This window comes from Paenibacillus sp. SZ31, from assembly GCF_012912005.1.
Classification (GTDB): domain Bacteria; phylum Bacillota; class Bacilli; order Paenibacillales; family Paenibacillaceae; genus Paenibacillus.
The window spans coordinates 238,436-251,806 of sequence record NZ_JABBEA010000002.1; the positions used below are offsets into that span (position 1 = coordinate 238,436).

General features: G+C 44.3%; 11 protein-coding genes. 4 read left to right on the forward strand and 7 right to left on the reverse strand.

Annotated features, from left to right (window positions below; translation table 11 throughout):
- Positions 1–4: 4 nt before the first annotated feature.
- Genes HF638_RS05750 through HF638_RS05760 form a run of 3 tightly spaced genes read right to left on the reverse strand, consistent with a single transcriptional unit; the run spans position 5 to position 4,006 of the window.
- Entirely contained in the window at positions 5–1,186 is a 1,182-nt protein-coding gene (locus HF638_RS05750) for a Ger(x)C family spore germination protein (RefSeq protein WP_169479334.1), read from the reverse strand.
- Positions 1,183–2,280: a GerAB/ArcD/ProY family transporter gene (locus tag HF638_RS05755; RefSeq protein WP_169479335.1), complete on the reverse strand. Its 1,098-nt coding sequence runs from the start codon at positions 2,278–2,280 to the stop codon at positions 1,183–1,185. Before HF638_RS05755 ends, HF638_RS05750 begins: the two co-directional genes overlap by 4 nt.
- A 31-nt stretch (positions 2,281–2,311) precedes the next feature.
- Positions 2,312–4,006 carry a spore germination protein gene (locus tag HF638_RS05760; RefSeq protein ID WP_169479661.1) on the reverse strand — a complete coding sequence of 565 codons (1,695 nt, stop codon included), beginning with the start codon at positions 4,004–4,006 and terminating at the stop codon, positions 2,312–2,314.
- A 366-nt stretch (positions 4,007–4,372) separates the two neighbouring features.
- Between HF638_RS05760 and HF638_RS05765 the strand changes: the two genes are divergently transcribed.
- From HF638_RS05765 to HF638_RS05775, 3 genes are read left to right on the forward strand one after another with little or no spacing between them, the layout of a single operon-like run.
- Positions 4,373–5,155 carry a DNA/RNA nuclease SfsA gene (locus HF638_RS05765; protein ID WP_248278044.1) on the forward strand — a complete coding sequence of 261 codons (783 nt, stop codon included), beginning with the start codon at positions 4,373–4,375 and terminating at the stop codon, positions 5,153–5,155.
- A gap of 59 nt (positions 5,156–5,214) precedes the next feature.
- Complete coding sequence (locus HF638_RS05770) at positions 5,215–6,162, forward strand: helix-turn-helix transcriptional regulator (protein WP_169479336.1); 948 nt, start codon at positions 5,215–5,217, stop codon at positions 6,160–6,162.
- A 38-nt stretch (positions 6,163–6,200) separates the two neighbouring features.
- On the forward strand, positions 6,201–7,085 hold the full coding sequence (locus HF638_RS05775; protein ID WP_169479337.1) for an SDR family oxidoreductase: 885 nt from the start codon (positions 6,201–6,203) through the stop codon (positions 7,083–7,085).
- 87 nt (positions 7,086–7,172) lie between these two features.
- Here the strand turns inward: HF638_RS05775 and HF638_RS05780 are convergent, their stop codons facing one another.
- Complete coding sequence (locus HF638_RS05780; RefSeq protein WP_169479338.1) at positions 7,173–9,116, reverse strand: glycoside hydrolase family 127 protein; 1,944 nt, start codon at positions 9,114–9,116, stop codon at positions 7,173–7,175.
- Positions 9,117–9,245: 129 nt separating this feature from the next.
- Between HF638_RS05780 and HF638_RS05785 the strand changes: the two genes are divergently transcribed.
- Positions 9,246–10,097 carry a helix-turn-helix domain-containing protein gene (locus HF638_RS05785; protein ID WP_248278045.1) on the forward strand — a complete coding sequence of 284 codons (852 nt, stop codon included), beginning with the start codon at positions 9,246–9,248 and terminating at the stop codon, positions 10,095–10,097.
- Between the two features lie 230 nt (positions 10,098–10,327).
- On the opposite strand, the gene HF638_RS05790 is transcribed toward HF638_RS05785, so the two are convergent.
- The 3 genes from HF638_RS05790 to licT form a co-directional block, all read right to left on the reverse strand.
- The gene (locus HF638_RS05790) at positions 10,328–11,461 is read right to left on the reverse strand and encodes an NADH-dependent flavin oxidoreductase (protein ID WP_169479339.1); all 1,134 of its coding nucleotides are present in this window, start codon (positions 11,459–11,461) and stop codon (positions 10,328–10,330) included.
- Positions 11,462–11,599: 138 nt separating this feature from the next.
- Positions 11,600–12,178 carry a TetR/AcrR family transcriptional regulator gene (locus HF638_RS05795; RefSeq protein WP_248278046.1) on the reverse strand — a complete coding sequence of 193 codons (579 nt, stop codon included), beginning with the start codon at positions 12,176–12,178 and terminating at the stop codon, positions 11,600–11,602.
- A gap of 330 nt (positions 12,179–12,508) precedes the next feature.
- Positions 12,509–13,360: a BglG family transcription antiterminator LicT gene (licT, locus tag HF638_RS05800; RefSeq protein WP_169479340.1), complete on the reverse strand. Its 852-nt coding sequence runs from the start codon at positions 13,358–13,360 to the stop codon at positions 12,509–12,511.
- Between the last annotated feature and the right edge of the window lie 11 nt (positions 13,361–13,371).

A 13,371-nucleotide genomic window follows, 5' to 3' on the forward strand; every position in this document is an offset into this window, starting at 1 on the left:
CAACTTAATCCATACTCATGGTAGAGGCTCCATAATCATCGATATGCAGCTTCACACTGAAGGTCACTGGAATTGTGGTGAATGTGTCATCCCAATTTCCTTTGACCTTTTCCCATACGGCCGGATGCTGAATGCGCAGCGCTTTACCCAGGTCAGCCACCTCAACATGCATTTTTTTTAGCTTGTCCATGGTGTTCTCTACGAGCGTTTTAATCTCACCTTCCACGATTTCGGAATGCTGTTCGAGCGTCCGATTATTCATCTTCTTAACGTCGGATGCAAAGACTTCAGAGAGGCGCCCTTCCGACTTCATGTCAACGTGAAATGAGATATCATCCCCGTGCACGGTTGCCTTGATTTTGCTCTTGACGGATTTGATCTCATATACAAATTGCTGCTGTAACTCAGGTTCTTTGATCTTGTATATGCCCCCTGAAATATCACCTTTTATCCATTGCAAACCTTCCACATAGGATTCATTTAAATAGCCACCGTACTTTTGAGTGTTGCCTTTCATCACCCCCGCACCTTTGATCTTTAAGGCACTTTGTTCCACACTGACATTTGGCAGAAGATAGCTAGATTCCGATTTTAGTGGTCCGATCAGGTTCGCAAGTGTAACGGGTTTGATGAGGCGGGAGATTCGTTTGCGGTTGGCAGACAGCTCTTTGAGCAGGAAAGCAGGAATCTCTCCGGAGGCATTTTCCTTAAGGACGTCACTAGCTGTTCCTGTCGTTGTATATACCTGGAGACTAAGTCGAATATCATTATCTGCTAGATAAAAATCAAGTAACTCATGCATCGGAATCTCTTGCAATAGCCTGGAACTGATCACAATTGTCTTTAGATGGAAACCGGCAGGTGAACGGTTCGTAAGATACGTCTCCCTTGTCATCTCCATAATGGAGTCCCCGATCTCCTCTTTGTTATAAAACTTTTTCCCTGGAGAGTTGTTGGATTTAGCTCCTGCTTCAGGCAAAATATATTGCACGGTTCGCCGAATCTTCTGTTTTTGAGGGTAATCTACGCGCTCAGAAGCAATTCTTTCTTCAGGTTGTACCTTATCGTAGGCAATACCTGCCTCCAGATACCGCTTTTCAATAGGTGAGCTGCTCCAACATCCGGTCATTAACATACTTGCTGCTGCCACCAACATAAACAGAGCAACATTTCGGGAATAGATCATGTCGACTTTGACCTCCAGCGCGAAATGAGTAGCAGGATCAGAGACAAACCGGAGAATAGAATGAGGTTGGCTTTACCAATATATCTCCCCAGTTGGAATAGTTCGTTGATATCCCGAGGGACGCGAGATACGATCAGCATGATGGGCAGTAGAATACAGAGACTTCGTGCATAAGAAAGCTTTGTCACATGGGATAATCCCAATGCCGCACAATAAAAAGCGATATTAAATGTCGCGAAAATCTCTAGTACCCAGATTGACAAGAGTAAGGATTCGAACCGTTCCAACGGTAAATTATCTACTTCAACACTGCGTGTGAGATCGAAAAAAGGCCATACACGAGTCATAACCCCCTCCGCAGTGAATGCACCGATGCACAGAATAGTAGCGGTTGTATAGAGCACGATAGCTACGCCAACTCCCCATCCCATAATTCGAACTGCTTTTTCGGGTTTTTCCATTTTGGCTAATATAAATAACATGATTTCGCTCCCGCTAAATGCCAAGGTAGTGGTACTCATGCCATGAAAGACGGGAGACATGCCTTTGGATAAAAAAGGACGCAAGGTGCTAACGTCAAAGTTTTTCACCCCAAGCAATAAAATGAGGAGATAGATCACGATCGTGATCGGAACAATGATCTGGCATACTTTTGCGATCACATCCGTGCCCTCCATGCATAAGTACAAGGAGATCCAGACAAATAGGGCCTGAATGGCCCACCATGGTGTACCTTCAAGTAGGAAAAACGATGTAACTTCCTCCATCGCCCGCATTTCATAACTTCCCAAATGAATGTAATAGACTATCACGACCAAACCAATCATCTTGCCAATCCATGTACCTACAATCTGTTGCACAAATTCATAGAAGTTCATTCCTGGAAATTTTCGGGCTAGCCGTATCATCATCCACGCCAGAACCAACGTTACACATCCTCCGAGAATGACGGACAACCAGGCATCTGCGCTTTTAACAGCATGTACGACTTCTCTGGGTAACGTAAAGAGCTCCACACCAACAATAAAACTAATGATCAGACTTACGCCCTGTAATGTTGTAAGCTTGCCTGAATCATTCAGCCCAGATGCCATTATGGTTCCTCCTTGTTGTAAGTGTTACGTGTTAACTCTTGCGTTTCCGGTCTTTGGTCTGTAACAGCCCAGGCCTTTGCCGCATGAACTGTAGCGGAGCACGAATCAAGTAATCTTTCCATTCCTTAATGGAAGGCGGGGCAGCCATTCCTACATAGGGAATGCCAAAGCTTTTTAATTTGAACATATGGATGACCAAGAACAAAAAAGCCATGATCACACCATATAATCCGAACATCGCGGCGGTGAACATGATGGGAAAGCGTAATAACCGCATCGCAATACCGGCACTGTACATAGGTGTGGCAAAAGAAGATATCGCCGTCACCGCAACAACAATGACCAGGATAGGACTTACAATGCCGGCATCCACCGCAGCTTGTCCAACGATGAGACCACCAACGATCCCCATGGCTGGGCCGATAGGCTTCGGCAAACGTAATCCCGCCTCCCGCAAAATCTCAATCGCAAGTTCCATAATAAGTGCTTCAATTAACGTGGAAAAAGGCACACCCTGCCTCGTTCCGATGATTGAGATCACCAAGTTGGTAGGAATGAGTCCAGGATGAAACGAGATAAACGAAATGTATATGGCTGGGGCAAATAGCGAAATCAGGGTAGCTACAAAACGTAAAAATCGAATAAACGAACTGGGAATCCAGCGTTCATAATAATCTTCGGGTGATTGCAGCATCATGGCATAGGTAACCGGCATTAACAGGGCGTACGGTGACCCGTCCAGCAGGATGGCAACCCTTCCTTCCAACAAGGCCCCCATGACCCTGTCTGGTCGTTCCGTATTTTGAATCTGAGCAAATGGGCTAAGGAAATTATCTTCAATTAACTGCTCCACATAACCAGACTCCAGTACTTCATCTACATCAATTGCGCGCACACGCCGTTTGACTTCGTCGACCAGTTCATGATTAGCAATATCCCGAAAATAGACGATCATCAGTTGCTTCTCGACTCTGCTTCCCACTTTGCAGGAGACCATTGCAAGTTCATTGGTTTCCCCATGTCTGCGCAGCATGGCTGTATTGTCACTCAGCACTTCCGTGAAGCCAATCCTTGGCCCCCGAAGAACCGATTCCGATACTGGCTCCTCGATCGATCTTGATTTCCCCTTTGGCGTTCCCAGAATTAGCGCCCCTTGAACCCCATCCAGCAAAAGGATTACGGAGCCAAACAGGACCTTGCGCAAGCTCGGAGTGACCTCCTTCACAAATTCTGTTTCAGATACCAGCAGCAGCTGCTGATCCAGTAAATGTACCAGCTGTTCGGGAGTGAACTTCCCGTGCTCAAGTGGCGTGTTTCCCCACTCCAACATTGGTTTCAGCACGTTATGATCCAGCGCCATCTTATCGGTCAAACCATCGACAAAATACAAGACAGCACGACAATCCAGGTTACTTAGGTAAAATGTTCGTTCATTAATATCATCCATATCCAGCGCAACCTGTTTGAAGCGATTCATGTTGGTCACAAGTTCATCTGTATATAACAAAGCTTTATCATCTGTGACCGTTGGAACAGGACTAGGGTCACCCGACTGTTCTTCTGCAGCGGGAGGACTCTCCATTCTCTGCTTTCGTTGGCCCAGCCGCGCATCCATAAGCTTGATCTGGCGAAACAGGCCCATAATGAGAAAAGGTACTAACGTTAGGCACACGGTGCCCGCCCAGGCACTCCAGTCAGGTATATGATCCAGTATTTGTTTCCACACCACCTGATCAGATCTCCTTACTTCACATACTGTTTTCAAGTAGAATGACCAATATTCTACAATTCATGCATTCATGACCTTTCCCAAGATGTTGCATACGAGAATCTCTTGACTGAAGGCAACTTGAAAATGGACTCTGAGGCCGAAGCTATTGGTTATGTAGCTCTTCGATCTCTCGCACCGGGGCAGACGATTAATCTGGCTTAATATCCTCCCTCCTACTCCGTCCTGGATTAATTTGTGATAACTGCGAGTGAATCGCTACTGCCATGCTGTTGTCAGGAGGCGTGTTGTATAGTGTTGTTAAATGTTAAAGCCAAGGAAATATTACATTTACAATATTAATCATATGGGAGCTGTTTTTTGTTGGAAACTGTACATGATCCATTCATATTTGAAAAACCTCTGCTGGAGGGCATCATTCGTAAACGTAAAAATCGATTTATCATGATTGTAGAAATGGAAGGCATTTTACATGACTCTCATTGTCCTGCTACGGGAAGCATTGGCGATATTGTGTTTCGTGATATTGCCTGCCTTGTTTCCAAAAGTGATGATGTCAAACGAAAAACTCAATTTACCATTGAAGCTATTTCACTTGACTTGCCTGCTGAGGAACATAAATCATGGATTGGCATTAATCAGAATGCAGCGAATCGGTATGTAGAGCACTTTCTCAAGAATGGTCAACTGCTTAATATGGTGAGCAACGGTGAAACGGTCCTGCGCGAAAAAAAACTGGGCAATTCCAAATTGGATTTTCTTGTAGATAATACGTACATTGAGGTCAAGACTCCACTCACCCAGTTGCAAGTTGAGATGAAGGAGCATGTTGAACTCAAAAAATCGAGCGAATTTAATTCGTTCGAGCGCTTCATCAAACATATTGGAGAGTTAAGCGGAAGCTTGACCGAAAATGCTCGAGCGATTCTGTTAGTTTGTTTAATATATCAAAATTCAGGTTTCAAGGTAGGCATGGCTGGTAAACATAGCAACTACATTATGCAGTCGGTTCAAGATTCGGTACAACGTGGCGTTGAAATCTGGCAAACTGATTTTAAAATCACGCCCACAGAGGTTAGCTTAACTGGATATTATAACATTACCGCACAATTTTTGAACGGTGAGATCATCTCAAGAAAATCGTAATCATCAGTTCACCTTTCGGAAAAATCATTGGGCTATGCCGTTACAATGGAGGAACTCCTATGCAGAAAACAAGTCGACAACTGGGCATTGTGCTGGAGTTGCAGCATCGGAAGATGGTAAAAGCGGAAGAACTCGCAGAACGGTTTGAGACAAGTATTCGTACGATCTATCGAGATATCCAGACACTTAATGAAGCCGGTGTTCCAGTCATTGGATTGCCTGGCATCGGCTATTCTTTAATGGAGGGCTACTTCCTTCCTCCCATCAGTTTTACATCAGAAGAAGCCTTGACACTTCTCATGGGTACGGAGTTCATTGAACAACGTTTTGATGAGCGCTACAGTCATAGTGCCAGATCCTCACGTGCTAAAATTGAGGCCATGTTGCCTAAATCCATACGCACAGATGCGGATCGAGTACGTGAAAGCATTCGTTTGTTTTATAAAGAAGAGCCCGACATCGGCGCCAGAGAAAAGGCTCATATCGAAACGCTGAGAGAAGCAATGCTTACCCGAAAAAAAATCAGGTTCACCCATCATAAACGTTATAAAGATGCCACAAACAACCGAGAAACGAGCCGAAGCGCAGCTCCTTTGGGTTTGGTACTCGTTGATGGCGGGTGGATTCTAATTGCCCAATGTGACTTGCGTCAAGACATCCGTCATTTTCGCATTTCCAGAATGAGCGATCTCTCCATTATGGATGAGTACTATGAGGTCCCGGAAGACTTCAGACTTCACGAATATCAGCCGAAGGATGACCGAACGGTTCGGATTCGAGCGCGTTTTGATACAAACATCGCGGACAAAGTGAAAGAATCCAACTTGTATTACATGGTGGAGGCTCATCTTCATGATGAGGGGTATGATGTGACTTTTCGCGTTCGGGAGATGGAAGAATTACTGCAATGGATACTCGGTTGGGGTTCAGAGGTCGTCATTATCGAACCGGAGTCCTTCAAAACCCGGGTGAAAGAAGAAATAGAACTCATGTTAAAGCGCTATTAATATGGATGGAAAATGACATTTACAGGAGGAAAATAAAAATGAGTACATTGAAAGAAAATAATGTTTTGGTTACAGGTGCTAGCGGTAATGTCGGTCGGTTGGTCGTGGATTGGTTGCTGGAAAATTACAACGGTTCGATTATAGCGACTACTCGCCATCCTGAGAAACTTGCGGATTTGGCTGAGCGTGGAGTCATCGTACGTCATGCTGATTTTGATCAGCCGGAATCACTCGATGAAGCTTTTGCCGGTGCACAACGCCTGCTTCTGATCAGCACAGATGCGATCGGCATTCCGGACATTCGGCTCAATCAACAAACCCAAGCCGTGCGTGCTGCCGTTAAAGCTGGAGTAAACCATATTGTGTATACCTCCTTCTTTAATAATGAGCCGGGAACAGCTAACGTTACCGCTTCAGACCATTACTTTACGGAGCAAGCCATTAAAGATAGCGGATTAACGTACACTATTCTTCGTAACAATCTGTACGCCGAGAACCTTCTTCAAGCCTTGGGACAAGCGGCTGAAAGAGGAATGTACGCATCTGCTATTGGTGAAGGCAAGATCACTTATATCGCTCGTCAAGATTGTGCCATCGCTGCGGCTGTGGCTTTATCATCATCTAACAATGATAATAAAACACTGAATCTAACCGGCTTGGAAGCTGTTTCGGGTCAGGACATTGCCCGTATTTTGAGTGAAGCTGTAGGCAACCCCGTATCGTACGTACCGTTAGAGATTCCTCAACTCGTTGGAATTTATGAATCCTTTCACATGCCGAAGCCTATGGCGGAAGCTCTTGCTTCTTTTGATGCGGCTTCAGCTAAAGGTGAATATGAGCTGGTAACCGAGGATTTCAAAGAACTCACAGGTCAAAATCCAATAAGTATCAAACAGTTTCTGGCAGCGCAGAAGAACGGTTAATCTTTAGGCAGTGTCATGAAAATAGAAAAAACGAAGGTGGATCCCCCGCCTTCGTTTTTTCTATTTTACTCGTTTGCGCAGAGAACGCTAAGAATAGCGTAGCCACACGCTCATTTCACCAGCCAGGCGATTGCCCCACAGATAATAGGGAATGGCCTTAAAACGTACAGCCTTTGTCTGCTTAATATAAGAACGGTACGGCTTCTCATCTGACCATAAATCGCTGTCGTCAGTCACGAGACCGTCCCCTTCTACCACGACACAACCACCTAGCAAATCTGGATCAGCATACGCCGTTAATTGTGGCTCCGCAGCCAACGCGAGCGAAGTGAGCGGTGCTCCGTTGTCTGCTTCTTCTACGCAATAAACGAGCGGGCCGCGTTGTATCGCCACCTTGCCTGCATCTGCCCGAATTAAAGGGTGCGCAGCAACTAACTTCGGCTCGATCCGGAGCAGCCACTCCACTGTATTACCATCTGACCAGCTGCGATTTATTTTCGTGTAACCATTCTCAACATGCACATCTTGTCGTTCACCATTTACTTTCAACGTTGGTTCTCCGTCCTGAAACCAATCTGGTATACGCAGCGCAAGCTCGAACTCGGCACATTCGCTGTCTTTGGGAAGCTGAACCGAGAATTCAACGCGACCGTTCCAAGGCAACTCAGAGCGTTGATGCAATATTATTGTAGTGTCGGCAAGCTCGAACGAGGCTTTACTTCCAATATACAAATGGGTATAGATCGTTCTGCCATCCTCAGACACGTCGTAAATGTAATTGTCTAACGAACCTAGCAACCGTGCGACATTGGGAGGACAACAGGAGCAGCCAAACCATTTCTGTCGGACGGGCTTTACGTGATGTTTATCTGGATTTTTGAGACTTGCTTCTGGCCATACCTCAAGTGGATTGACATAGAAGAAGTGTTTCCCATCCATAGACATGCTGCCCAGCACATTGTTGTACAGCGCTCTCTCCAACACATCCGCATATTCGCTCTTAACTTCCAATTGAAGCATGCGACGTGCCCAGAAAATCAAGCCAATCGAGGCGCAGGTCTCGGCGTAAACGGAATCATTCGGAAGATCGTAGTCAAACGTAAAGGCTTCTCCGAGATGTGTCGAACCAATGCCCCCGGTGATATACATTTGTTTGCCTGTTGTGTTCGACCAGAGTCTTTCAGAGGCCTCCTTCAGCTCTTCGTCACCTGTTAGTCGCGCAAGATCAGCCATCGCCGTGTACATGTAAACTGCCCGAACGGAGTGCCCAACAGCTACCTTCTGCTCACGAACAGGAAGATGAGATTGATAGACCTCAAGATTAGGCGTTCCCTGGGACCAGATGTTTGTTCGTCTTCCGCTTTCCCATTCCTCGATAAAATAGTTGGGCTGCTTACCCCGTTCATCTATGAAGTATCGGCTTAGATTCAAATAACGCTCTTCTCCCGTAATCCCGTGTAGCTTAACCAGAGCCAATTCAATCTCCTGATGACCGCAGTAAGCCCTTATTTGTCCCGGATTGGTTCCAAACATACGATCAATCAGATCAGCGAATCGGCAAGAGATGTCTAGCAATTTCCGCTTGCCTGTCGCCTGATAATAAGCAACCGCTGCTTCAATTAAATGGCCTGCACAATACAGCTCATGAGCTTCGTAAAGATTGGTCCATTGCTTTCCAGGTTCTTGGATCGTGAAGTAGGTATTCAGATAACCATCGTCATGTTGGGCTTGGCCGATCAATTCGATAGATTCATCGGCGATCTGCTCTAACCTCTGATCTGGATGATGACGGAGCGAATAAGCAACGGCCTCCAACCACTTGTAGAGATCACTGTCCTGAAATACCCATCCGCCAAACTCTCCTTGCTCCAAGCCAGCAGCAATACGGAAATTTCTAATAGCATGACTAGGCTCAGCGTCCTCTACCCTATCGTTCAGAGCTTCCCATTGATAGGGAATAACCGTTTCTCGTACAAGATTGGTATACGCGTTCCAAAATTGGTCTTGAATTTGGATCTGGTTTTGTCCCATTAAGCACACCTCAAAAGTATAAAATTTGACTCTTTCCAAAGTCGAGTATATGTTTTTTCTTAAAGTGAGAATAGGAATGGAATGAGCTTTTTTCTATACAAAATGACACTAAAAAATGAGGTTAATTCATTGAATGAAGAATTAATTGTTGCGTTACAAACCCCACCTCTTCCATATTACTGGGAATCTGGTCGTTCAACGTTCCGAGTAGGCGACCGTCATCCTAATCGAAGAAATTTCGGCCTATTTGATGTATTGCTCGTGGTTGATGGGGAACTACATATCGGTGAGAACGGGACGGAATGGACACTTGGCATAGGTGATGCACTGGTATTACTGCCTGAAGGTGAGCATTACTCATTCAAGCCTTGCGAACAGGAAACAACGTTTTACTGGGTTCATTTTGAGCATGGGAACTGGCATCAGAGTCCCTTAATAGAAGAATCGGAAGCGGTACTTCCGTTATCGCCATTCGATAAGCCAAAATCAATACGAATACCTAAGAAATCCACGCTACTAAGTCCCCAGCTCGCATTTGATCTAATGCAACAGCTTTTGGAACTGCCGGTAGGTGATTCCTTCTGGGAGAAGCAGCAACTCCTGTTCCGCTTTCTGGCTATACTCGAAAATGGCATCCCCGATATGGCCAAAACACCTGCTTCGCGGCTTGCCGAGAAAGTAGCTGTTTTCATCCAGCAACACTACCAAGAAGAGATCACCAATGAAACACTTTCATCGGCACTACACTTCCACCCTAGCTACATCGTTCGCTGTATGAAAATAAAATATGGTGTCACACCTGTTCATTACTTACTACAATTCAGGATTGAGCGGGCCAAGCAGCTTCTAGTCTCCACGGAATGGTCGATTGATCGTATAGCTGCTGAAGTGGGTTTTCAATATTCCCCTTACTTTTCTACCTGCTTCAAGCGAAGTGTTGGAATATCTCCTCTCCAGTTCCGCAAGAAATATCTGCATTAATTGAACTCATACTCTTCTATATCATTCGAAATCACATATTGTGCGAAATGGGTTTCCTTCAATTTGAGGAAACCCATCTTTCTAAAGCTTTTTTTGATCCTGAATAAAAAAATCGGCCGCTACTAACAAGTTAACAATACAAACCCACTCGCAGTGCTAACCACTCGTACTACATCGCTCTCGTAATATTCGACTTCTAAATGATTACATCCACCGTCTGATGGTGAATACTATTCCTCGATATTGAACCATGGACCAGAAGCATGGATGAAACTCCACAGTTTTTCAGGTAGCTCAAGCTCATTTACCTTCGAAGCCTTGATCGTAGTTTGTATCTCAGACTCACGTCCACCTTGAACTTTCTCAACCCAGTCCGGATTCATGATTAACGTTTGGCCAATCGCTGCCAAGGATATGCCCTGATTCATAGCTTTATTAACATCATCCGGAGTTACCATCGAACCTGCAGCCAGTAGAGTTACTCGACCACTCACATGTTCAGTAATTAATTCCAGGTGTGTTTTGTCATCTTGAGTGTCAGTCGGCTTAGATGTAAAGACATCCCCCAATGAAGCATGGATATAATTAACACCCACTTCAATCAGGCGATCAATCAGCACATACGTATCCTTCATTCTTAGACCACCTTCCTGATGTTCGTCAGGAGAAATGCGGTAACCGAGAATGAATGGCTTGGAAGCATATTTTTGAATGACACGTTTCATCTCATCAATGACAGCCAGTGGGAAGCGCAAGCGATTCTCTATCGAGCCGCCCCATTGATCCTCTCGTCTGTTGAAGAATGGAGAAAAGAAGTTTTGCAGCAGGAATCCATGAGCACCATGAATTTCAACCCCATCAAATCCAGCTTCAATCGCACGTCTAGTCGTTTGTCCGAACGCATGTATCACGTCCAGTATTTCATCATGAGAAAGTTCTCTTGGTAGAACGGAAGGGGCAAATCCAGTGGCTTCCGTCTGTACAGCGCTGGAACTCACCACTTCTCCATTGGGAGTTAAATTCGGAAGTGCCTTGTTACCTGCATGAAAAATTTGAAGTACTGCAGTAGCTCCTCCACTCTTCGCAGCCTCTGCCAATTTACGCAAGCTCGGAATGAACGTATCATCGTAACCGGCGAACTCATTCGTAAATCCGATCCCGTTAGGTTGGACATGTGTGCATCCTGTAATAACCAGCCCCACACCACTTACTCTTTTTTTATAATAGTTTTCTTCCTCATCTGAAACGGTATAATCATCATTACTGGACCAAGTGGTCATAGGCGCCATAACGATTCGATTCCGCAGCATTACTCCGTTGTTGAGTGTGAAAGATTCAAACATGTTGTTATATTGTGCGTTCATTACATAACCTCTTTCTAATAGTAGTAAGTGTAAATAGATCTATTCATTCTCATAAATAAACGATCGTTCGATTAATATATGGCTATAAAACAGAGGGATTTCCATGGTGAATGTAATTCCCTCTAACACAGAACTTAATTACGCTTTAATCGCATCCCAGGTCATCTGCACTAATTCGTTCAAACGAGCTTGCTCCAACTGGATCCTGCCGCCAAAAACCTCTTTAACGTATTGCATGGTTGGATTGAACGTAAACATATGAAGCAGATTCGTGTCCACTTGCTTGAAGACCTGTTCGCTTTTACCCTTCTCATATAAATTAAATAAAGGTTCGAATAAATTGGCTCCTTCAATCAGGGACAATTTATGAAGAAGTGGTGAATTGGAGAATTGCTCGACAAATAAAAATTCATCTTTATGGCTCAAAATAAAGTCCGAAAATTTCCTCAAGGCATCTTCAAAAGCAGATTGGATCGAGATCGACGCATCATAATTATGGAATACGGCCAGACTCATGTCTTTCTTGATGCTTAGATACAGTTTGTTCAGCATGTCCTCCTTGTTTTCGAAGTAAACGTATATCGTTGAAGCCGATACGTTAGCCTTTTTGGCGATCTTGGACATCGAAGTTTCCGATAAACCATATTCATTAATTAACTGAATTGCTGCGTTAAAAATACGCTCTCTTTTATTCTCATCTTTATGTCTCATGTACATGATATTAAATAATCGTTTGATTAAAGTCAATCAAGGATGCGCTATTTGAAAAGCATTCTAACGTCGTCTTTTGATATCCAAGTATACCTCCACCTCATAGACAACGTATCGTTTACTGGTCCTATAATAAACGATCATTCGATTAAAATCAAGCGAAAAAATGCCTCCGCGATCACACATTTGAGTTAGACGTGAAGCCACAATGATGAACATATTTTTCAAAGGGTAGTCAAACGAAACGACCGTTCTCCGGTGAAGTACCAGAGAAAGGTCGTAGCTACATGATCATTTCGTCTATTACTTCATTTTATATTCGCAAACACATCAATGCTATAATTGCCCCTCGTCACCTTGCTCCTCCTGCACAATTCGAGCAATGTGAATCATTAAATATAATAATTCCTCGTTCGAGATGGAGATATCCAGCATGTTTTGCACGTATGTTTTAATCATCTCCGCGCATTTGTATTCAAGGGGATGCTCCTTCACCATGTGCTGAAAGATGAAATCTTTCGGCGAATTGCCTAAGCGGCCCTCTTGTAAACGCTGGATGAAAAACTGCAGGTGTGTGACGAGTCTCACATAATGGATGGAGTTTTTATTCAATTGCATGTCAAAGCTGTATTGAATAAGATTGAAAATATCTTTTAACATTTTAACGGATTGCATCGTGCGCTCCATATTCTGTTCATGGCTTTGAGCATTGACGAAATGAAAGGCGATATTGCCCGCTTCCTCTTCCGTAAGCTCAATGCCAAGTTCTTGATTCAACATGTGGACGGCTTCCAGGCCCAGTTCGAATTCGACCGGATGAAACCTTTGGATCTCCCACAACATACGATTCTGTAATGATACACCTTTTTTCCAACGTTCAATGGCAAATGACAGGTGATCCATAAGTGTAAAGAAGATTTGATCGTCAAGTGAGAGCTTTTCTTTGGCATTGGAAATGAGCTTGTTAATGACGTTCACATGTGATTCCGGCATGTTTTCAATGGTTCGTACGTAAGCCTGGGCAGACGGATTATTTTGCAAAATGAATCGTTTCTGGATGTGCTCTTCATCCAGTCGCTCGCCGACTTTGCCTTTGAATGCCAAGCCTTTTCCCATGACAATCACTTCTTGTCCCTGTTCATCTTTCGTCAGAAGCAAGCTGTTATTCAATATTTTGATTACTTTCATGCATTCATCAC

Excerpts from the sequence above, each read along its gene's own strand:
- HF638_RS05750 (WP_169479334.1), bottom strand. The coding sequence starts at position 1,186 with ATGATCTATTCCCGAAATGTTGCTCTGTTTATGTTGGTGGCAGCAGCA.
- HF638_RS05755 (WP_169479335.1), bottom strand. The coding sequence starts at position 2,280 with ATGGCATCTGGGCTGAATGATTCAGGCAAGCTTACAACATTACAGGGC.
- HF638_RS05770 (WP_169479336.1), top strand. The coding sequence starts at position 5,215 with ATGCAGAAAACAAGTCGACAACTGGGCATTGTGCTGGAGTTGCAGCAT.
- HF638_RS05775 (WP_169479337.1), top strand. The coding sequence starts at position 6,201 with ATGAGTACATTGAAAGAAAATAATGTTTTGGTTACAGGTGCTAGCGGT.
- HF638_RS05780 (WP_169479338.1), bottom strand. The coding sequence starts at position 9,116 with ATGGGACAAAACCAGATCCAAATTCAAGACCAATTTTGGAACGCGTAT.
- HF638_RS05790 (WP_169479339.1), bottom strand. The coding sequence starts at position 11,461 with ATGAACGCACAATATAACAACATGTTTGAATCTTTCACACTCAACAAC.
- HF638_RS05795 (WP_248278046.1), bottom strand. The coding sequence starts at position 12,178 with ATGTACATGAGACATAAAGATGAGAATAAAAGAGAGCGTATTTTTAAC.
- licT (WP_169479340.1), bottom strand. The coding sequence starts at position 13,360 with ATGAAAGTAATCAAAATATTGAATAACAGCTTGCTTCTGACGAAAGAT.